The following is a 20,231-nucleotide window of genomic DNA, read 5'->3' as shown; positions in this document are numbered from 1 at the left end:
ACCGGCATGACAGGAACGGCCACCCGGCACCTCTATCTCGTCCGGCACGGTGAGGCGGCGGGGGAGGACGACGACAGCACGCTGACGGAGGCCGGGTGCCGCCAGGCGCAGCTGCTCGGCCGGCGGCTGCGCGAGCACCCGGTCTCGGTGGTGCGTCACGGCCCGCTGCCCCGGGCCGCCCGGACGGCACAGCTGATCGCCGAACAGCTCGACGACGTCCCCGTCCGGGTCACGGAGACCGCCGACGACTACGTTCCGCACTTTCCCGACCGGGCGGAGCTGCCCGCCGGCAGTGCCGACCGCTTCCTGCGGTTCCTGGAGCCGTGCACGGCCGAAGAACGGGTGCGGGGGCCGGAGTTGGCGCGTCGCGCCCTGGCGGAGTTCACCGGTCCGCCGGACGGCGACGAGGACGTCCATGAACTCGTCGTCACGCACAGCTTCCTGGTGTCCTGGCTGATACGGGACGCCATGGACGCGCCGAAGTGGCGCTGGCTCGGCCTCAACCACGGCAATGCCTCGCTGACGGTGATCCGCTACGCCCCGGGCCGCCCGGCGTCGGTCCTGGTCTCCAACGACATGCGGCATCTGCCCGACGAGCTGTGCTGGACGGGTTTCCCGCCGGAACTGCGGGTCTGAGAGCGGGACTTCCTACCGGCCGTCCGAAGAGGGCCGGGCCCGCACGTGCATCCGCTCGCCCTGCTGTCCGAACAGGCTGAGGAATTCGACCGGCTCGGGTCCGGCACTGGCCCACGCGTGCGGCGTCCGCGTGTCGAACTCGGCGACCTCACCGGCCGTGAGCACCAGATCGTGCTCGCCCAGCAGCAGCCGCAACCGCCCCGCCAGCACGTACAGCCACTCGTACCCTTCGTGCACCCGCTGTTCCAGCGGTCCCGTGGACCCGCGTCCGCCGGGCAGGATCTGCTTGTACGCGTGCAGCCCGCCGAGGTGCCGGGTGAGTGGTACGAACGTCATGCCGTCGCGGGTGAAGGGGCGGAAGTGGATGCGCGGGTCGCCGGTGGCCGGGGCGCCGACCAGCTCGTCCAGCTGGACCCCGTACGCCTTCGCCAGCGGCAGCAGCAGTTCGAGGGTGGGCTTGCGGCCGCCGGACTCCAGGCGCGACAGGGTGCTCAGGGAGATCCCGGTCGTCTCGCTGAGCTCCGCCAGGGTCGTGCCGCGTTCCTGGCGCAGGGCCCGCAGGCGCGGGCCGACGCCCGTCAGAACGGTCGTGATCTCGTCGTCGGGTCGTTCCGTGTGCTCCGCGCCGTCTTTCATGGGCCCATTATTTGCCGACCCGGCAACCGGGTGCGTCAGGACGACAGGATCATGGCCAGCGAGAGCCGGGTCAGCTCGTCGGTCAGCCACTCGGCGTCGACCTGGCGGGGCCGGCGGCCGTGGTGGGCCATGAGTTCGTCCACCGAGTGGTTGAGCACCGTGACGGTCACCGTGTGGTCCCTGGCCACCGCCTCGCCCCGGCGCACGGCACGCTCGGCCTCGGACGTCAGGAACTCGATCCACATCGCCCGCCAGGTCGCGAGGTGCTTGTCCACCTCCCGGCTCACCCCGAGCACCTCGACGAAGGCCACCCTGGCCGCGCACCGGTCCTCGGTGACCGCCTTCACATAGGCCTCGAAGAGCAGCCGGACCCGTTCCTCCGTCGAGCAGTCCTCCATGCCCTCCGCCATCAGGGCGTTCTCGGCCGCGCGCAGTCCGTAGGTCGCCACCTCGTCGTACAGCGCCATCAACAGCACTTCGCGGGAGAGGAACTCCTGATGGAAGACATGGACGGGCACCTTCGCGCGGGCGCACAACTCCTCGATGCCCGTGTGCGCGTACCCGTACGCCCCGAACAACTCACGCCCTGCCCGCAGGAGTCGGTCCCGCGCTCCCAGGAGCTCCATGGACTGCCCGACCGTCCCGTTCCGCCGGCTCGCCACGACACCCGTCATCGGTCCTCCTTCGTCGTCCGTACCGCTGTCCCCACTCTTCCCGCTCCGCACGGTCGGTGGTGGGTCCGCCACGCACTGAGGACTCCATCACTTCCCGCGCTCCCCCGCCTCCGGAACTCTCCAAGAAACAACCCCCGGGGGGCGCGAGACCTGCCTCTTCACGCCTCGGCGCAGGCGCCCCCGCCCCCGGACCGGGCCCGTACGGCCAGGGTGGTCGGCCCGGTCCCCGCCGCCCGGCAGGCCGCCCCGGGGCGGTTTCGCCGGGCTCCGCCCAACTGGGCGCGGAGACCTTGCGAATCTACGATTTTCCCTGGTGGAAAGGGGGTCCGCATGGACCGGAACATACGCACGACGGATGACGTACTGCGCCTCATGGACGGCCTGTTCGCACGGGACGCCGACCGGTGGACGGCCGACGCCGGATCCTGGTGGGACGGCTTCTACGCGGACCGGGAGCGGCCCGTGCCGTTCTTCGTGGCGAAGCCGGACGAGAACCTCGTCTCGTACGTCGACCGCGGGCTGATCGCCCCCGGCCGCGTCCTGGAGCTGGGCTGCGGGCCGGGCCGCAACGCCGTCCATCTGGCGTCCCTGGGCTTCGAGGTCGACGCGGTGGACCTCTCCCCGTCGGCCCTCGCCTGGGCGAAGGACCGCGCCCGCGAGGCCGGGGCCGATGTCCGGTTCCACCACGGTGACGTCTTCGCCCTCACGGAGACGGAGCTGACCGGCCCGTACGACCTCGTGCACGACTCCGGCTGCTTCCACCACCTGCCGCCGCACCGCCGCGTCAGCTACCTCGCCCTGCTCGACCGGGTCCTCGCCCCCGGCGGCTGCTTCTCCCTCGCCTGCTTCGCGTCCGGCGAGGGCGGCATGGGCTCCGAACTCCCCGACGAGGCCTTCTACGACGGGGGCGGACTCCAGGGCGGACTCGCCTACACACCAAAGTCCTTGCGCCGGATCTTCTCGGAGCTGACGGAGATCGAGCTCCGCCGGATGCACGACGAACCGCCCGGCTCCCCGCTCTTCGGCGAGCCCTTCCTCTGGACGGCCCTGTTCCGCCGGCCCGCCGCAGAGCCCGCCTGACCGGCATACGGTTCACGTTCCCCGCGTCGGTCCGAAGCGTCTCGTCCCGCGGACGCACCGCGGCCGGTGAAGCGGGTGCTTCACCGGCCGCGGAGTCGTTCCGTACGCGTCAGGCCTTGCCGGTGCAGATCGCGTCGTAGGGCCGCCCCGGGCTCGGGAACAGCTCCAGGGGCTTGCTCCCGGCCGGGCACTGCTCGGCCGTCTTCGTCAGATCGAGCACCTTGCTCACACCGCTGCCGCCGCTGCCGCAGGCGACTTCCTTGGCCTGGTCGTCCACGCAGTCGCCCTTCACCAGCTGACCGCCGCCCGCACCGGCGTCACCGGGGTGGTCGCCCTTCAGGTTGCGGCCGCAGATGGTCTTGCTGGGGATGCCGGACTTGGCGTCGCCGCCGGAGCCGAAGGAGACCTTCACCGAGATGATCGCGTCCGTACCGGCCGGGCACTGGATGGAGTCGGAGAAGATCGCGCCGTCCTTGATCTCCAGCGCCTTGATCGTCGCCCCGGAGTCGCCGCAGTCCAGGGGCTGGTAGGCGTCCTTCTCGCTGCTGTCGGGCCCTGCGCAGTCGCCGACCTTCCAGTCCTTGGTCGCGTGGACCCCGCCGCTGTCCGTGCCGCAGGCGGTGGCCGCGCCGAGGACGAGCGCGACGGCCAGCACCGCCTTCGAGCCGTTCAGGAGAGCCGTACGAGAGCTGCGTCGCGAGGAGGAAACGGTGCTGCTTCGGCTGCCGCTACGGGGTCGCGTGCTGCCGTTGACTCTCATGCTGCTCCTTGGAGTTCGGGTATGGGGCGCGGCCCGCACAGCACTCGGCGTGGCCCGCGCATGGTGGCGCGCGCGTGATGACGACGGGACCGGGCGCCGCGGTTCCCGCTCCGGCGGATTCAGCCTCCGTACGGGGCCGGTGCGGCGAACTCCACGTCCGCGGCGTGCGCCACGACCTCCAGATCGCTGCCGAGGGCCCATTCGGCGACCCGTGAGACCGTGGCGGCCGGGACGGGCCCGCTGATCCCGGGCGCGGCCGGGATGTCGTGCGTCGCGTGCGCGTCGTGCGGCATGACGACCCGGTACCCCAGCTCCAGCGCCGTACGGGCCGTCGCCTGTACGCACATCTCGGACATCACCCCGCAGATGGCGAGCGCCCGCACCCCCGAGTCCCTCATCAGGTCACCCAGCGCGGTCCCGTGGAACCCGTCGTCCCTGAGCTTGCGGATCACGGCCTCCGTGGGCGAGGTCTCCACGGTGTGGTGGAGTTCCCACCCGGGCGTCCCCGGCTCGTCCCCCGCACCGGGCCGCCCGTCGTTCTGTACGTGGACGACGAGCGCCCCGCCCTCGCGCGCCCGCGCGATCAGCTCCGCCGTCCGGTCCACGAGCCGGGCCGCCTCGGGAACCGCCCGGTCACCGCGGACCGCGTCCGCCTGGACGTCCACAACGATCAGTGCCTGCACGGGAAGTACGCGATTGCTCATGTCGTCATCATGTCCGCCGGCACCGGTGCGCCTCCACATGTTTTGAGGCGGCCGGAGGGAGTGCGGGCGGCACCCCTGCTTCACGAGTTCCCCCTACTCGCTCAGCCCCACGACACCCCAGCCCCGCCGGGCGGCTTCGGTGAGGATGCGCCCCCACTCCGTCAGCAGGAGGGCGGACCCGTCGAAGTCACCGCCCCGGCCGTCGGGAACGGCGGAGTGCACCGTGAAGGCCTCGCGCAACCCGTCGAGCCGTGGACCTACGCCCTCCCAGGTCGTGGCCAGCTCCCGGACGCTGTCCGGTGACCGTGCGACCAGCAGGCCGTACGCGACGACGAGGCCCTCCGGATCGTCCGCCACATCCTCGCCACCGGCCGGCCCCCGGCCGACGCGGCGTGGGCGGCCGACCGCTGAACCGGCCCGTGGCTCAGGGCGTCAGGACGGGCATTCCGCCGGCTTCGGCTTGTTCGGCGGGTTCGGCCTGTTGAGCAGCGGGGCGATGTGTTCGGCGTACAGCTTCTCCCAGACCCCGTCGGTCATGATCTTCTTCAGCGCCGAACACACCTCCCCCTTGAGCCCCTTCTCGTCCGGCTTCATCGCGACGCCGTAGCCCTCCGCGCCCGGACCGCTGTCCAGCCGCTTCAGCTCGGCGGGGTTGTTCTTGACGAACCCGGCGAGGATGACGTCGTCCGTGCTCACCGCGTAGACCGACGACGCCGGGTCCAGCAGATCGCGCACGCACCGGTCGTAGCCGTTCGGCAGCGACTCCGTCATGTTGTAGCCCGCCTTGGGCAGCCACGACTCGTACGTCGAACTCCGCGCGGTACACACCTCGAACTGCTCGTTCCGCAGCATCCTGGAGTCGTCGATCGACACCGTCCTCGCCTTCCTGCGGACCATGAAGCTCCGGCTGGCCACGTAGTACGGGCCGGCGAACGCGACGCTGTAGTCGGGCGCCTTCGCGTGCTTGCGCTCCGGCGTGATGCTGTAGGTGGCGATGACCAGATCCACATCGCCCTTCTGCAGTATCGTGCTCCGGTTCTCGCTGCTCACGGGCTCGAAGGCGACCTGGTCACGGCCGTAGCCCATGTCGCGGGCGATGGCGTAGGCCACGTCGATCTCGTACCCGCGGTACGTACCGGCCTTGGTCCGCTCGCTCAGTCCGGGCTGATCGGCCTTGACGCCCACCTTCAGGATCGGGTGCGTCCTGATGTACGGCTCCGGCTGGGAACCCCGCCCCGGCCGGGCGTCGGCCTCCGCCTCGCCGTCGCCCCGCATCCGGTCCGCGGCGAACCATCCGAGACCGGCCAGCAGGGCCCCGCACACCACGGCCGCCGAGAGCTTCTGCCATCCCGGGACGCCCTTCTTCGGCCGCTGGGGCGGGGGCGGCGGGGGCAGGGGTGGTGCCTGCGGGGGTACGGGCGGGGGCTCGGGCTCCGATGCGGGGTCCGGCTTCGCGGCGGTATCGCGGAGGATCTTCCGCAGCATCTCCTCCGCGCTGTGGGCGCTCAGGCGCCGGCGCGGGTCCTTGTGCATGAGCCGGCCCACGACATCGGCCAGGCCGCCGCCGTGCTCCATCGGCAGCGGGTCGGACTGGCAGGCGGCGACCAGCACCTCGTACTCGTTCGGCCGGTCGAAGGGGTGCCTGCCCTCGACCATCTCGTACAGCGTGACGCCCAGCGACCACAGGTCGGAGGCGGGTGTCGCGGCGCTCTCCCGCGAGGTCTGGGCGAGCAGTTCGGGCGCCAGGTACTTGAAGGTGCCGATGAGTTCACCCGCCCTGGTGAGCGGGGCGGCGCCGTCGAACGTCGCGATCCCGAAGTCCGCCAGGATCGCGAAGTCCTCCTTGGCGAAGAGGATGTTGGCCGGCTTCACGTCGCGGTGGACCACCCGCGCCTCGTGCACCGCCCGCAGCCCGCTCAGCACCTGAAGGCCGATCGCGGCCGTCCGGCGCACCGGCAGCCGCTGCTCCGCGCGCATCAGCTCCGCCAGCGAACGCGCGTCGAGCAGGTCCATCACGATCCAGACCTGGTTGCCGGACTCGACCCGGTCGTGCACCGCCACCACGTTCGGGTGCTTGATCTTGGCGATGGCCGCGGCCTCCCGCCGGGCCCGCTGCATCATCTGCTCCTGCGTGGCCGCCCCGACGACGTCCCGGCCCAGCAGCCCCTTCACCGCGACATGGCGGTCCAGGCGGGTGTCCAGCGCCTCCCAGACCTCGCCCATGCCACCGCGCCCGAGGCTGTGCAGCAGCTCGTAACGTCCGTCGATCACATGGTGCGGAGCGGGGGCCGCCGCCCGGTCCGAATCCGGCTCCGCCGGGGGCCATGACCGGGCGTGTTCACTCGAATCGCTCCGGAGGAAGTCGCCCGCCCGGCCGGCGTCGGCGCCACGCGGGGAATCCTCGCCCTGCCCGTGGTCCGAATCGCGACCGGCCGTACCCTCGCTGTGCATGCGACCCCCTGTGGACTACATGGTGGCAACAGACTAGACGTTCGGTCATATGCGCAGCGGCGCACAGCACTTGTGATCCGGTCACCTCACGGCCGTTCCCGGCCGTCCGTGCTCACCCCTCGGCGAACCGCTCCCCGCACCGGCTGCAGAACACGGGCTCCGGGTCCGGCGAGAGCCGGCCGCATCCCGGGCAGACCCGGTCCAGCATGCAGGGGGACTCGCCGCCCCCGTACGACAGGGCGGGGGCGGCCGCGGACCCGATGGTCAGGCCGGGGCGGCGGCGGTGGACGGTCAGCCAGGCGAGGCCGTCCGGACCGGCGGCGAGGGCGCGGCGGGAGGTCCGGGGCAGCCAGGCGACGGTGCCGGGCGTCAACTCCAGCGATTCACCCGCCGCCGTGATCCGGCCGTTGCCCGCGACGACGACCAGCAGGACGTCCAGCACGTCCTCCTGGTGCTCGCCGACCTCGCCGCCGGGCGGCAGGCGTACCAGGTTGGCATCCAACTCGCGGCCTTGCTCAGCCAGTTGCCACAGCGCCCCGCGCCCGCCGGGATCCGCGTCGCGGAGCAGCTCGTCGAGCACGGCCAGAACGCGCGGTACGGAGGTCACGGCAGCCAGGCTACGCCCCGGCGGGGGCGATGCCGGGGCGTAGCAGAGGCATGGGAAGCTGTGGTTCCGCTGTGTGCGCGCCGGCACTCGTACCCCCCACTGGTCACCTGTGACCTGTGCCGTCGCTTGTCGCAGCGGGTCATGATCCGAATGTCGAAGACGATCCCTGGGGTACGACTTGAGATCGAAGCGCAGAATCCCGAACCAGTCCTTCTCGAAGCGAAGAATCCGGATCACGGCCGCAGTGGCGACCTCGGCGGTCGCCGGCGTCCTGGTCTTCGAGGGGGTGACGGGCAACTCCTCGGTGGACGCCGACGCCAAGCCCGGCCCGGCGAAGGCCGATGTACGCGCCACCTCGCTGAAGGTCGGTGACGACGGCACGTCCGCCGCCCTCGGCAGGCGGGACACCGCACCGTTCAGCATGCTGGGCGTCACCTGGACCGACCCGGCGGCAAGGGTCGCCGGAGCCGTGGAGGTCCGCACCAGGTCCGCCACCAGCGGGAACTGGACGTCCTGGGTGGAACTCGAAACCGACCTGGACGGGCGCACGGAGACCGGCCGGTCCGGCGTACGGGGAAGCACCGAGCCCCGCTGGGTGGGGCCCTCCAACGGTGTGGAGGTGCGGATCAACGCGGGCGGCACGGTGTCCGCGAAGCTGCCCGCGGGGCTGCGACTGGACACCGTGGACCCGGGCCGGGGCGGCTCGCTCGCCGCGGAACCGGCCGCCTTCGCGGCCGACCTGCCCGCCGAGGACCCGACGGCCACGCCCACCGCCGAACCGACGGACCCGGTCGCGTCCGACCCGGCCGCGCCGGGCGACGGCACGCAACCGCCCGCCGAGCCCACGTCGGCCGAACCGGCCCCGTCCGAAACGGCCACCCGGGAACCCACTCCCCCGGCGAGCCCGAGCCCCCCGTCGTCGCCGAGCTCCTCCCCGGCCGGGACCCTGCCGCCCGCGCCGGCCTCGACCGTGCCGAAGCCGCCGATCGTCCCGCGGGCCGGCTGGGGCGCCGACGAGTCGATCAGCCCGGAGGCGCCGGAGTACCTGGACGGCGTCAAGGCCGTCTTCGTCCACCACACCGCGGGGAGCAACACCTACTCCTGCGCCGACTCCGCGGCGGTGGTGCGAAGCCTGTACGCGTACCACGTCAAGAGCGAGAAGTGGAAGGACATCGGCTACAACTTCCTGGTCGACAAGTGCGGGACGATCTTCGAGGGCCGTAAGGGCGGTGTGGACCGGCCGGTGTTCGGTGCGCACACCTACGGCTTCAACCGGGATTCGGCCGGTATCGCGGTCATCGGCACGTACACGGACGCGGCCGCGCCCGGCGCGGTGACCACGGCGGTGGCCCGGATCGCCGCGTGGAAGCTCGGCCAGTACAAGGGCGACCCGGCGGGCACCACCGTGCTCACCGCGGGCGCCGACGGGAACAACTACTTCGGCAGGACGTTCACCGCCGGTACGAAGTACTCCTTCAGCCGGATCTCCGGGCACCGCGACGGCTTCAACACCCAGTGCCCCGGCACCAAGCTGTACGGGCAGCTGAAGTCGATCCGCGATCTCGCCGCGGGCCCCGTCACCGGGCTGGCCGTCAAGTCGGTGACCGGCGCCGGGCTCTCGGGCACGACGTACTACACCAGGTCCGCGGTCACCGTGGGCTGGTCGGCGAGCACCCCGAGCGCGTTCGTCTCCACGTACGAGCTGCTGGTCGACGGCAAGTCCGTGGCCACCACCGCGGGCACCGCGACCTCCGCGCCGGCCACCCTCGCCATCGGCTCCCACCGGATCCAGGTCCGCGCCACGCACCAGTCGGGCAAGGTCACCACCTCGGCGGCGGCCACCGTGGTCGCCGAGCAGACCGCGCCCACGTTCCCCACCAAGCCGAACCTGGCGCTGCGCACCGGCACGGTCAACACCACGGCCGTCCCGCTCACCCTGAAGTGGAAGGCCACCGACGCCGCTTCGCTCAAGGAGGTCCGGCTCACCGCGCCGGTGGCCAGGACGTACGGCCCGACGACCGCCGACGCCTCGCACACCGCCAGGTCCGGCGCGGCGACCACCTGGTCCATGAAGGCGTACGACCAGGCGGGCAACACCGCCACCGCCTCGGTCGCCGGTACGCCGGTCATCGTGCAGGAGAGCTCGGCGACGAAGTCCGGTTCGTGGACGACGCGGTCCTCGTCGAGCTACCTCGGCGGCAAGTCGTACTCCAGCACGTCGAAGGGTGCCTCGCTGAGCTGGACGTTCACCGGCCGCTCGGTCGCCCTGGTGACCTCACGGGCGAGCACGTCCGGGCAGGTGTACGTCTACGTGGACGGGGTGAAGGTGTCCACGGTGGATCTGAAATCCGGCACCACCAAGTACCGCGACGCGCTGTGGACGAAGAGCTGGTCGTCCAGTGCCAAGCACACCGTCAGGATCGTCGTCGTCGCCACCTCGGGCCGGCCGACGGTCACCACCGACGGCATCGTGTATCTGAAGTAGCCCGCACGGCACGACGCACTGCCCCCGGCGCTCCGACGCCCCGCCGGGGGCAGTCGCACGCCGGTCCCCTTGCTTCGAGCGGGCTCGAAGGCGTTGGCTTGCTGTCCATGGAGTACACGCAGCTCGGACGTACCGGACTCAAGGTCGGCCGCCTCGTCCTCGGCACCATGAACTTCGGCCCGCAGACCAATGAGGTGGACAGCCACGCCATCATGGACGCGGCGCTGGACACGGGTCTGAATTTCTTCGACACCGCGAATGTGTACGGCGGGGCCGAGCACAGGGGCCGCACCGAGGAGATCATCGGCACCTGGTTCGCCAAGGGCGGCGAACGCCGCGACAGGGTGGTCCTGGCCACCAAGATGTACGGGGACATGGGCGGCGAGGCCTGGCCCAACCACGACAAGCTCTCCGCCGTGAACATCCGGCGTTCCGTCGACGCCTCTCTCAAGCGGCTCCGGACGGACCGCATCGACCTCTACCAGTTCCACCACGTCGACCGGAACACTCCCTTCGAGGAGATCTGGCAGGCGATCGACGTCCTGGTGCAGCAGGGCAAGATCCTGTACGCCGGCTCGTCGAACTTCGCCGGCTACCAGATCGCCCGGGCCAATGAACTGGCCGCCCGGCGGGGCTCGTTGGGACTGGTCAGCGAGCAGTGCATCTACAACCTGATCGAGCGCCGCGCCGAGATGGAGGTCATCCCGGCGGCGCAGGAGTACGGCCTCGGCGTCATCCCGTGGTCCCCGCTGCACGGCGGGCTGCTGGGCGGTGTGCTGAAGAAGGAGCGCGAGGGCACGGCCGGGCGCTCGGCCTCCGGCCGCAGCGCGGACGCGTTGAAGGACGCGGCGCAGCGCGCGAGGATCCAGGCGTACGAGGATCTGCTCGACAAGCACGGTCTCGAGCCGGGCGAGGTCGGCCTGGCCTGGCTGCTCACCCGGCCGGGGGTGACGGCGCCGATCGTCGGGCCGCGCGACCGGGAGCAGCTGGACTCGGCGCTGCGGGCGCTGGAGCTCGATCTCCCGGCGGAGCTGCTGGCGTCGCTGGACGAGATCTTCCCCGGTCCGGGGCCTTCGCCGGAGGCGTTCGCCTGGTGAGGACGGCCGCCTGACGGGCCCGGCCGTGTCACGCCCCGACGGCGGCCGCCACGGCGACGACGACGAACATCAGCACGAGCACGGCCGCCATGATGCGGTTTCTGGTCTTCGGATCCACCCTTCGAGCCTAACCGCCGGTCTCAGTGACCCAGCGACCAGGATGCGACCACCTCGTACCTGGGCTGCTCGCCCGGCACCCCCGCGACCGGCAGATCGCTGCGCACGAGGGCCATCTCGCCGACCTCCCAGCCGGTGCCCTCGAAGCCCCCGAGCGCCTCGACGCAGGGCCGCAGGTCGATGTCGGCGCGGCGGCTGCGGGCGAGGGTGAGGTGCGGGCTGTAGCGGCGGTGCTCGTCCATCGGGATGCCGGTGCGGCGGGCAGCGGCGTCGGCGCGCTCGGCGAGCAGCCGCAGCGTGTCGAGCGCGCCCGCGGCCCCCGCCCAGAGCGCCCGCCCGCCGAACCGGCCGGCGCCGTGGATGCGCAGCGGGAAGGGGCCGGTGCGGCGGGCGGCCCGGGCGAGGCGCTCCTCCAGCTCGGGCAGCAGTCCCTCGTCCACGGGCCCGAGGAAGGCCAGCGTGAAGTGCCAGCCGGGTACCCCGGTCCAGCGGAGCCCCTCGGCCTCGGGCAGCGCGTGCAGCGGGGCGACGGCACGGCGCAGTTCCTCGACGGCAAAGGCGGGCGGCAGCACGGCGACGAAGAGTCTGAGACGGCTCATGGGCCGAGTGTCGCACCGTACCGGCGTGTCCCGGCCTCCGTACGTATCGTTGTACTACGCGGCTGCCCGCGCCCGCGCGGCAGCGGGGAGGAGCGCCACGATGACCGTCGTAGACACCGACAGGATCGAGATGGCCGACAGCAGCGACGAGCGCACTCTGGACATGATGTTCGAGTGGCTTGAGCCCACCCCCGAGGGATTCAAGGTCGAGATCGTCGAGGGGATCATCTACATGTCGCCGCAGCGGCGCACACACTGGCGGATCATTCTCGACATCATCGAGCAGTTGCGCGCAAGGTACCCGCGGGAGCGCTTGCTGTCCGATGTACGCATCGACTTCCCCGGGCTGCTCAACGGTTTCGCCTCCGATGTCGTGGCACTGACCGAAGGGGCCGCCGAGGACGCGAACGGCCGATGCCGCTACCAGGACATCGAGTTCGTGGCGGAGGTGGTCTCGAAGAGCACCGCTGCCAATGACTACGGATCGAAAAAGGCCACCTACGCCACCGCCGGTGTGCCCGTGTACCTCACCGTCGACCCGTACACCGGTACCTGGCACCTCCACACGCTTCCGAAGGAGGACGAGTACCGCAGCGTGCTGAGCCTCGACTTCGGCACCCCGGTCGATCTCACCCCGACCGTGGTGGGCCTCGCTCTGGAAACCGGCGACTTCCCCCGCGACTGACGCTCCCCGACGCACGGCGGCCCCGGCCGGTGCCCACCGGTCGGGGCCGTGCCCTGTACCTCTTCGGACGGCACTCACGCCGCCGCGGCCAGCTCCTCCCGCGGGACGAACCGGACGTGCGGGCGGCCGGGACGCAGGTCGACGCGGAGGCGCAGGCCGCCGACGCGGGCCAGCATCAGGCCGACACCGAGCGCGGCCACCAGCGAGAACGCGCCGCCGACGGCCATGCCGGTACGGACCCCGTAGGCGTCGCTGATCCAGCCGACGATCGGGGCGCCCACCGGCGTACCACCGGCGAAGACCATCATGTACAGGCTCATGACCCGGCCGCGCATGGCCGGGTCGGCGGCCATCTGGACGCTCGTGTTCGCGCTGATGTTGGTCGTCAGGCCGATCATGCCGATCGGGACCAGCAGGATCGCGAAGAGCCAGACGGACGGCGACAGGGACGCGATGATCTCCAGCAGACCGAACGCCGTGCCCGCGGCCACCAGCATCCGCAGCCGGGAGGAGCGGCGGCGGGCGGCGAGCAGGGCGCCGGCCAGGGAGCCGGCCGCCATGAGGATGTTGAAGAACGAGTACATCCCGGCGCCGCCGTGGAAGATCTCGTCCGCGAAGGCCGTGAGCCAGATCGGGAAGTTGAACCCGAAGGTACCGACGAAGCCGACCAGGACGATCGGCCAGATCAGCTCGGGATGGCCGGAGACGTAGCGCAGACCCTCCCGCAGCTGGCCCTTGGCGCGGGGTACGACGGTGGCCCTGTGCAGCTCGCCGGGGCGCATCATCAGCAGGCCGATGAGCGGGGCGGCGAAGGACAGGCCGTTGAACATGAAGGCCCAGCCGCTGCCGACCGTGGTGATCAGGACACCCGCGACCGCCGGGCCGATGAGCCGGGCGGACTGGAAGTTCGCCGAGTTGAGACTGACCGCGTTGCGCAGCTGCGCCGGTCCGACCATCTCGGACACGAACGACTGGCGGGCCGGGTTGTCGACCACCGTCACCATGCCGAGCAGGAAGGCGATGAGGTAGACGTGCCACACCTGGACCACACCGGAGAGCGTGAGCACCGCGAGGGCGATCCCGCACAGGCCGAGCGCCGCCTGGCTGACGAGGAGCAGCTTCCTCTTCGGGAGACGGTCCGCGATGACACCGCCGTAGAGGCCGAACAGAAGCATGGGGAGGAACTGGAGGGCCGTGGTGATGCCGACGGCCGTGGCGGACCCGGTGAGGCTCAGTACGAGCCAGTCCTGCGTGATGCGGGACATCCAGGTACCGGTGTTGGAGATCACGGCGCCCGTGGCGAACAGGCGGTAGTTACGGATCTTCAGCGACGAGAAGGTCCCGCCGGGCTTGCTCTCGTGGGTGGAAGTCGGTGCGGGGGCGGAGTCTGCTCCGGATCCCGTACTCAAAAGGGTTCGCCTCCTCGGGCGTATACGTTTCGCTGACTGACGGGGTGCGGCGGTACGGGCGGTGCGCCGGCTGTGGTCCGGCGCGGCCCGCCCCGCTACAGGTGGGCGAGCTTCTCCAGCACGGGCGCCGCCTTGCGCAGCGTCTCCCACTCGTCCTCGTCCAGGCCCTCGGCGAGGGCGGTCAGCCAGGCGTTCCGCTTGGAGCGGCTCTCTTCGAGCATGGCTTCCGCCTGCTCGGTCTGGCTGACCACCTTCTGGCGACGGTCATCGGGGTGCGGTTCCAGTCTGACCAGCCCCTTCGCTTCGAGCAGCGCGACGATGCGAGTCATCGACGGAGGCTGCACATGCTCCTTGCGGGCCAGTTCGCCCGGTGTGGCCGAGCCGCACCGGGCGAGCGTGCCGAGCACCGACATCTCGGTGGGGCTCAGCGACTCGTCGACGCGCTGGTGCTTGAGGCGCCGGCTGAGCAGCATCACGGCGGAGCGAAGGGAGCTCACGGCGGCCGCACTGTCGCCGTCGTGGATCAGGTCAGGCATGTTTATTAGCGTAACTCATTACCTACCCTAAAGACCATTCGTGTTACACGCGCGAGAGGCACTTCACCCAATCGGTCACCCGAACGAGTGAGTCGGATCCGTAAAGTGACGCGAAACGACCCACTGGGCCGTAACCCTGCTTGCCATGGGATCGACTGTGCTCAGCCTGCGGATAGACGGTGAGCTGCTCGACCGGCTCCGGCAGCATGCCGCCAAACGCGGAATGAGCGTCCAGGACTATGTCGTCCGGACGCTCATTCGCGATGACTTCGACGAGCGCTTCAAGGCGGCCGTCGACGAGACGGAGAGGTTCTACGGCCCCGAGGGGACCGCGGGGATCAGGACCGAAGAGGTCACGTGAGGCCGAGGGCCGGCATCGCGTAGTAGAAGACGAAGACGGCCGACACCACGTACATGGGCACCGGCACCTCGCGCCAGCGTCCGGCCGCCACGCGCAGCACGGAGAAGGCGATGAAGCCGATGCCGATGCCGTTGGTGATCGAGTACGTGAACGGCATCATCACCATGGCCAGGAAGGCCGGGATGGCGAGCGTGTAGTCGCTCCAGTCGATGTCCCGCACCGAGCCCGAGATGATCAGGAAGCCCACCGCCAGCAGCGCGGGGGTGGCCGCCTGCGAGGGCACCATGGTCGCCAGCGGCGTCAGGAACAGCGCCACCGTGAACAGCAGGCCCGTCACGATGCTCGCGAAGCCGGTGCGGGCACCCTCGCCGACACCCGCCGTGGACTCCACGAAACAGGTGCCCGCGGAGGCGGAGCTCGCACCGCCCGCGGCGACCGCGATGCCGTCCACGAAGAGCACCTTGTTGATGCCGGGGAAGTTGCCGTCCTTGTCCGTCAGCTTCGCCTCGTCGCCGACCCCGAGGATGGTGCCCATCGCGTCGAAGAAGCAGGACAGCAGCACGGTGAAGACGAACAGGATGCCGGTGAGCACACCGACCTTGCTGAAACCGCCGAACAGACTGGCGTGACCGATCAGCCCGAAGTCGGGGGTGTCGACCGGATTGCCCGGCCACTGCGGCACGGTCAGGCCCCATGCCCCGGCCGGCAGGTCGGCGACGGCGTCGATGATCATCGCGACGAGCGTCATCGCGACGATGGAGATCAGGATCGCGCCCGGCACCTTGCGGACGATCAGCGCGAGGGTGAGCAGCACACCGATGACGAAGACCAGGACCGGCCAGCCGGTGAGGTGGCCGTCGCCGCCGAGCTGGAGCGGCACGGTGGTGTGCGCGGCGTCCGGGATGCGGGAGACGAAGCCGGAGTCGACCAGGCCGATCAGCAGGATGAAGAGGCCGATGCCGATCGCGATGCCCTTGCGGAGCGAGGTCGGCACGGCATGCATCACGCGTTCCCGCAGGCCCGTGGCGACCAGCAGCATCACCACGATGCCCGCGAGGACGACCATGCCCATCGCGTCGGGCCAGCTCATCCGGGGAGCGAGCTGGAGGGCCACGACGGTGTTGACGCCGAGGCCGGCCGCCAGCGCGATCGGCACATTGCCGATGACGCCCATCAGGAGCGTGGAGAACGCGGCGGTCAGCACGGTGGCGGTGACCAGCTGGCCACTGTCGAGCTGATGGCCGTACATGTCCTTCGCGCTACCGAGAATGATCGGGTTCAGCACGATGATGTACGCCATTGCGAAGAACGTGGCGAATCCGCCGCGGATCTCGCGCGCGACCGACGACCCCCGCTCGGAGATCTTGAAGAAACGATCCAGACTGCCTTGCGACTGGGGAGCCGGGGGCTGCTTGGCGTCGACCGGAGCGGTGGCCGAGGGGGACATGTATGACCTCAGTCGTACGTAGAGGGGGAATGAAAGTGGTCAGCTTTGGACTTTCACACGAATAATTCGAGTCAGCCGTAAGCAGATTCAGTATGAATACATAAGGCGAAGATCGCTATCTCCGCGCGTAGACCCTTGGGCCGCCCGGGCCGCGGAGGCTCCGTACGAGGGCCCCATACACTGAGGTCATGGCGAAGTGGACACCGAAGCACGAGGCACCCGAGCCCCTGGAGGGGCCCGTCGTCGCCACCATCACCGGCGGCACGATCCTCTGGTTCGTCCTCTTCCTGGTCCAGATCCCGTTCTACAACTGGTTCGACGACCACGGCCACCTGTGGTGGGTGTGGACCTGCCTGGCCGGTGCGGGGCTCGGCCTGATCGGCATCTGGTACGTGCGGGGACGTGACGCCGCGATCAAGCGGGCGGCCGCCGCGGCCGAGGCGTCCGCCGAGACCACCGACACCGGGAACGGCGCCACCGCCTAGGGGTCCGGCGCCGGTCCCGTACCACCACAGGACCATTCCCCTCCTCCCCCGGTCTGATCTTCGGACCCCTCGTTGGGTGAACCGGACCATCCCCCCGTACCGTCGAAACCATGACGCAGCGGGCACCCCATTCCTTCGGTGAGCAGACTCCCGAAGCAGACGGCTCCACCGGCCACCCCGGTTCGGCCATGATCGACGCCGGGGCGGAGCTCGACCCGGTCCACCCGGTGAGGCTGCCCGCCCCCGTCGTGGACCCACGCGGGCTGACCGCGGCCGAGGTGGCCGAGCGGATCGCCCGCGGCGAGGTCAACGACGTACCCGTCCGCTCGTCCCGTTCGCTGCGCGAGATCGTCCGCGCCAATGTCTTCACCCGGTTCAACCTGATCATCGGCGTGCTCTGGCTGATCATGCTGATCGTCGCGCCGTTCCAGGACAGCCTCTTCGGCTTCGTGATCATCGCCAACACCGGCATCGGCATCATCCAGGAATGGCGGGCCAAGAAGACCCTGGACAGCCTCGCGGTCATCGGCGAGGCGAAACCCACGGTCCGGCGGGACGGGGTCGCGGCCGAGATCTCCACCTCCGAGATCGTCCTCGGCGATCTCGTCGAGCTGGGCCCCGGCGACAAGGCCGTCGTGGACGGCACGGTCGCCGAGGCCGACGGCCTGGAGATCGACGAGTCGCTGCTCACCGGCGAGGCCGACCCGGTGCTGAAACACCCCGGCGACCCGGTGATGTCCGGCAGCTTCGTCGTCGCCGGCGGCGGCGCCTTCACCGCCACCAAGGTCGGCCGCGAGGCCTACGCCGCCCAGCTCGCCGAGGAGGCGTCCCGCTTCACCCTGGTCCAGTCCGAGCTGCGCACCGGCATCTCCACGATCCTCAAGTACGTCACCTGGATGATGGTGCCGACCGCGATCGGCCTGATCATCAGCCAGCTCTTCGTCAACGACAACAACCTCAGGGGATCGATCGCCCGGACCGTCGGCGGCATCGTCCCGATGATCCCCGAGGGCCTGGTGCTGCTCACCTCGGTCGCCTTCGCGATCGGTGTCGTACGGCTCGGCCGCAAGCAGTGCCTGGTGCAGGAGCTCCCCGCCATCGAGGGCCTGGCCCGGGTCGACGTCGTCTGCCTGGACAAGACCGGCACCCTCACCGAGGGCGGCATGGACGTCACCGAGGTGCGGACGCTGGGCGGGGCGGACGACACGTACATACGCAGCGTGCTGGGCGCCATCGGCTCGTCCGACCCGCGGCCCAACGCCAGCCTCCAGGCCATCGTCGACGCCTGTCCGGACGGCGAGCAGTGGCGGTGCACGCAGGCGCTGCCGTTCTCCTCGGCCCGCAAGTACAGCGGCGCCGCCTTCGACGAGGGCGGCGGCCGGGAGTCGTCCTGGCTGCTCGGCGCCCCCGATGTGCTGCTGCCCGAGCAGGACCCGGCGCTCGCCGAGATCGAGCAGCTCAACGAGCAGGGGCTGCGGGTGCTGCTGCTGGCCCGCGCGGAGGGTGTGCTCGACGGGCCGGACATCGCGGCCGGGGCCGTGCCGAGCGCCCTGGTCGTCCTGGAGCAGCGGCTGCGGCCCGACGCCGGGGAGACCCTGGCGTACTTCGCCGACCAGCGGGTCGCCACGAAGGTCATCTCCGGCGACAACGCGGTCTCCGTCGGCGCCGTCGCCGGAAAGCTGGGGCTGCCGGGCGCCGAGCACACCCTGGACGCGCGCCGGATGCCCACCGACCCGGACGACATGGCCACGGCCATGGAGGAGAACGCGGTCTTCGGCCGGGTCACCCCGCAGCAGAAGCGGGACATGGTCGCCGCCCTCCAGTCCCGCGGCCACACCGTCGCCATGACGGGTGACGGCGTCAACGACGTACTGGCGCTGAAGGACGCCGACATCGGCGTCTCCATGGGTTCGGGCTCCGAGGCGACCCGGGCCGTCGCCCAGATCGTGCTGCTGAACAACAGCTTCGCGACGCTGCCGTCCGTCGTGGCCGAGGGCCGCCGGGTGATCGGCAACATCACCCGGGTCGCCACCCTGTTCCTGACCAAGACCGTCTACTCGGTGCTGCTGGCGGTCCTGGTGGTCTGCTTCCAGGTCGACTACCCGTTCCTGCCCCGCCATCTGACCCTGCTGTCGACGCTGACCATCGGCATCCCGGCGTTCTTCCTGGCCCTGGCCCCCAACAAGGAGCGGGCGCATCCGCACTTCGTGCGCCGGGTCATGCGGTACGCGATCCCGTCGGGCGTCATCGCGGCCGTCGCCACCTTCGCGACGTATCTGATCGCCCGGCACCACTACACCGGTACGGGCGCCCTCGAAGCGGAGACCAGCGCGGCCACGCTCACGCTCTTCCTGGTCTCGATGTGGGTGCTGGCGATCATCGCCCGCCCGTACACCTGGTGGCGGATCGGCCTGGTGCTGGCGATGGGGCTGGCGTTCCTGGTCGTGCTGGTGGTGCCGTGGCTCCAGGACTTCTTCGCGCTGAAGCTGGTCGGGACGACGATGCCGTGGGCCGCCGTGGGCATCGCGGTGGTGGCGTCGGCCGGCCTGGAGTACGCCTGGCGGCTGGTCGGCCGACGCTTCCCGGCGTAAGGGAGCGGTCCCCCGCCCCCTTACGCCCCGCGCCGTTACTTCACGTCGACGAAGTCACCGGCGGTGGTGACGGCCGGGGTGGTGGACGTGCCCGCGAAGCTGTAGCGCCAGTATCCGTCGACCGAGGCCTTGACCGTGGTCTTCAGGTTCCCGACACTGCTCGACTTGATCGTCTTCACCGTGGTGTACGTGGAGCTGGTCTTCTTGCGGAACTGGAGCTTCACCGGCTGCGTCGCGTAACCGTGGTACGCGTGGTCCTCCCAGTTCGCCCGCGACAGCTTCCCCGTCACCGTGATCGTCCTGCCCTTCTTCACCGGCTCCGGCGAGGCGTTGACGGTCAGCTCCGAGTAGCGCTGGATGTTCGTGGTGGCGGCGAAGTCGGAGTAGTAGCTGGAGCCGTCCTTGGCCTCGGCGCCCGCGAGGACGTGCCAGGAACCCGCGAGCACGTTCTTCGGCAGGTCGACCCTGGGGTCGACGGTGATGGTGAGGGAGCAGGTGCTGGTGGTCGCGCTCGCGGCCTTGCACGTCGCCTCGTCCTCGTTCGGCAGCAGGGCGCCGTCCATGCCCTCGTCCTGGTCCTTGCCGTGCCACAGGATCAGCCAGCCGGATTCGATGCCGGAGGCGTGCGAGGCGGTGACCGAGACGGTGATGGTCCTCGGTGCCGTCACCCCCAGGACGGTGCTCTTGCCGCCGTTGATGGTGACCTTGGAGATGACGGGGTCGGCCGATGCCGCGTGCGCCGCGGGGGCGGCGAGGGCGGACAGGACCAGGGCGCCGGAGGCTGCGGCGACAGTGGCACGTATGCGCATGGGTTTCTCCGTGGAGAAAGGCCTCGGGAGGCCGGATGGGATGCACGGGGCGGGGATGCGTG

The 20,231-nt window shown here is 70.6% G+C and carries 20 protein-coding genes; 8 read left to right on the top strand and 12 right to left on the bottom strand.

Going from position 1 to position 20,231, the window contains the following annotated elements:
- The first annotated feature begins 6 nt into the window (after window positions 1-6).
- Window positions 7-636: a histidine phosphatase family protein gene (locus tag ACWCPY_RS00245; RefSeq protein WP_451262069.1), complete on the top strand. Its 630-nt coding sequence runs from the start codon at window positions 7-9 to the stop codon at window positions 634-636.
- Between the two features lie 12 nt (window positions 637-648).
- Here the strand turns inward: ACWCPY_RS00245 and ACWCPY_RS00240 are convergent, their stop codons facing one another.
- A complete protein-coding gene (locus ACWCPY_RS00240; RefSeq protein ID WP_451262068.1) occupies window positions 649-1,272 on the bottom strand; it encodes a helix-turn-helix domain-containing protein in 624 nt (207 codons plus the stop codon).
- Between the two features lie 35 nt (window positions 1,273-1,307).
- On the bottom strand, window positions 1,308-1,898 hold the full coding sequence (locus ACWCPY_RS00235) for a TetR/AcrR family transcriptional regulator (RefSeq protein ID WP_329820626.1): 591 nt from the start codon (window positions 1,896-1,898) through the stop codon (window positions 1,308-1,310).
- 378 nt (window positions 1,899-2,276) lie between these two features.
- Here ACWCPY_RS00235 and ACWCPY_RS00230 point away from each other — a divergent pair, with 378 nt between their 5' ends.
- Window positions 2,277-3,026, top strand: a complete 750-nt coding sequence (locus ACWCPY_RS00230) for a class I SAM-dependent methyltransferase (protein ID WP_451262067.1) — start codon at window positions 2,277-2,279, stop codon at window positions 3,024-3,026.
- Window positions 3,027-3,135: 109 nt separating this feature from the next.
- Here ACWCPY_RS00230 and ACWCPY_RS00225 read toward each other — a convergent pair whose 3' ends face one another.
- The 5 genes from ACWCPY_RS00225 to ACWCPY_RS00205 all read right to left on the bottom strand — a co-directional run bounded on the left by ACWCPY_RS00225 (window position 3,136) and on the right by ACWCPY_RS00205 (window position 7,548).
- Window positions 3,136-3,786, bottom strand: a complete 651-nt coding sequence (locus tag ACWCPY_RS00225) for a hypothetical protein (protein ID WP_451262066.1) — start codon at window positions 3,784-3,786, stop codon at window positions 3,136-3,138.
- 119 nt (window positions 3,787-3,905) lie between these two features.
- Entirely contained in the window at window positions 3,906-4,490 is a 585-nt protein-coding gene (locus tag ACWCPY_RS00220) for a cysteine hydrolase family protein (protein ID WP_451262065.1), read from the bottom strand.
- A 93-nt stretch (window positions 4,491-4,583) separates the two neighbouring features.
- Complete coding sequence (locus ACWCPY_RS00215; protein WP_451262064.1) at window positions 4,584-4,847, bottom strand: hypothetical protein; 264 nt, start codon at window positions 4,845-4,847, stop codon at window positions 4,584-4,586.
- A gap of 75 nt (window positions 4,848-4,922) precedes the next feature.
- Entirely contained in the window at window positions 4,923-6,941 is a 2,019-nt protein-coding gene (locus ACWCPY_RS00210; protein WP_451262063.1) for a serine/threonine-protein kinase, read from the bottom strand.
- A 112-nt stretch (window positions 6,942-7,053) separates the two neighbouring features.
- A complete protein-coding gene (locus ACWCPY_RS00205; protein ID WP_451262062.1) occupies window positions 7,054-7,548 on the bottom strand; it encodes a hypothetical protein in 495 nt (164 codons plus the stop codon).
- 421 nt (window positions 7,549-7,969) lie between these two features.
- On the opposite strand from ACWCPY_RS00205, the gene ACWCPY_RS00200 reads away from it, so the two are divergent.
- Entirely contained in the window at window positions 7,970-10,033 is a 2,064-nt protein-coding gene (locus tag ACWCPY_RS00200; protein WP_451262387.1) for an N-acetylmuramoyl-L-alanine amidase, read from the top strand.
- Between the two features lie 107 nt (window positions 10,034-10,140).
- A complete protein-coding gene (locus tag ACWCPY_RS00195; protein ID WP_451262060.1) occupies window positions 10,141-11,130 on the top strand; it encodes an aldo/keto reductase in 990 nt (329 codons plus the stop codon).
- A 140-nt stretch (window positions 11,131-11,270) separates the two neighbouring features.
- Here ACWCPY_RS00195 and thpR read toward each other — a convergent pair whose 3' ends face one another.
- Complete coding sequence (thpR, locus tag ACWCPY_RS00190) at window positions 11,271-11,846, bottom strand: RNA 2',3'-cyclic phosphodiesterase (protein WP_451262059.1); 576 nt, start codon at window positions 11,844-11,846, stop codon at window positions 11,271-11,273.
- Between the two features lie 100 nt (window positions 11,847-11,946).
- Between thpR and ACWCPY_RS00185 the strand changes: the two genes are divergently transcribed.
- Window positions 11,947-12,531, top strand: coding sequence for a Uma2 family endonuclease (locus ACWCPY_RS00185; RefSeq protein ID WP_451262058.1), 585 nt, complete (start codon window positions 11,947-11,949; stop codon window positions 12,529-12,531).
- A 74-nt stretch (window positions 12,532-12,605) separates the two neighbouring features.
- On the opposite strand, the gene ACWCPY_RS00180 is transcribed toward ACWCPY_RS00185, so the two are convergent.
- Both ACWCPY_RS00180 and ACWCPY_RS00175 read right to left on the bottom strand, forming a co-directional pair.
- Window positions 12,606-13,940, bottom strand: coding sequence for an MFS transporter (locus ACWCPY_RS00180; RefSeq protein ID WP_451262057.1), 1,335 nt, complete (start codon window positions 13,938-13,940; stop codon window positions 12,606-12,608).
- 95 nt (window positions 13,941-14,035) lie between these two features.
- Window positions 14,036-14,476, bottom strand: a complete 441-nt coding sequence (locus ACWCPY_RS00175) for a MarR family winged helix-turn-helix transcriptional regulator (RefSeq protein ID WP_072485764.1) — start codon at window positions 14,474-14,476, stop codon at window positions 14,036-14,038.
- A 145-nt stretch (window positions 14,477-14,621) separates the two neighbouring features.
- Here ACWCPY_RS00175 and ACWCPY_RS00170 point away from each other — a divergent pair, with 145 nt between their 5' ends.
- Window positions 14,622-14,837 carry a ribbon-helix-helix protein, CopG family gene (locus ACWCPY_RS00170; protein ID WP_093540363.1) on the top strand — a complete coding sequence of 72 codons (216 nt, stop codon included), beginning with the start codon at window positions 14,622-14,624 and terminating at the stop codon, window positions 14,835-14,837.
- On the opposite strand, the gene ACWCPY_RS00165 is transcribed toward ACWCPY_RS00170, so the two are convergent.
- Window positions 14,830-16,284, bottom strand: coding sequence for an NCS2 family permease (locus tag ACWCPY_RS00165; protein WP_451262056.1), 1,455 nt, complete (start codon window positions 16,282-16,284; stop codon window positions 14,830-14,832). The genes ACWCPY_RS00170 and ACWCPY_RS00165 overlap by 8 nt on opposite strands.
- A gap of 188 nt (window positions 16,285-16,472) precedes the next feature.
- Between ACWCPY_RS00165 and ACWCPY_RS00160 the strand changes: the two genes are divergently transcribed.
- Together ACWCPY_RS00160 and ACWCPY_RS00155 are read left to right on the top strand one after the other, a co-directional pair.
- Window positions 16,473-16,769, top strand: a complete 297-nt coding sequence (locus ACWCPY_RS00160) for a DUF2530 domain-containing protein (protein WP_451262055.1) — start codon at window positions 16,473-16,475, stop codon at window positions 16,767-16,769.
- 110 nt (window positions 16,770-16,879) lie between these two features.
- Window positions 16,880-19,360 (top strand): HAD-IC family P-type ATPase, encoded by a 2,481-nt coding sequence (locus tag ACWCPY_RS00155; protein ID WP_451262054.1) that lies wholly within the window; start codon window positions 16,880-16,882, stop codon window positions 19,358-19,360.
- A 35-nt stretch (window positions 19,361-19,395) separates the two neighbouring features.
- Here the strand turns inward: ACWCPY_RS00155 and ACWCPY_RS00150 are convergent, their stop codons facing one another.
- The gene (locus ACWCPY_RS00150; protein WP_451262053.1) at window positions 19,396-20,169 is read right to left on the bottom strand and encodes a DUF5707 domain-containing protein; all 774 of its coding nucleotides are present in this window, start codon (window positions 20,167-20,169) and stop codon (window positions 19,396-19,398) included.
- Window positions 20,170-20,231 lie beyond the last annotated feature (62 nt).

The sequence above is a fragment of the Streptomyces sp. NPDC002403 genome (assembly GCF_053593015.1).
The sequence above is the reverse complement of the archived record's forward strand: the minus strand, read 5'-3'. Positions and strand labels throughout refer to the sequence as shown.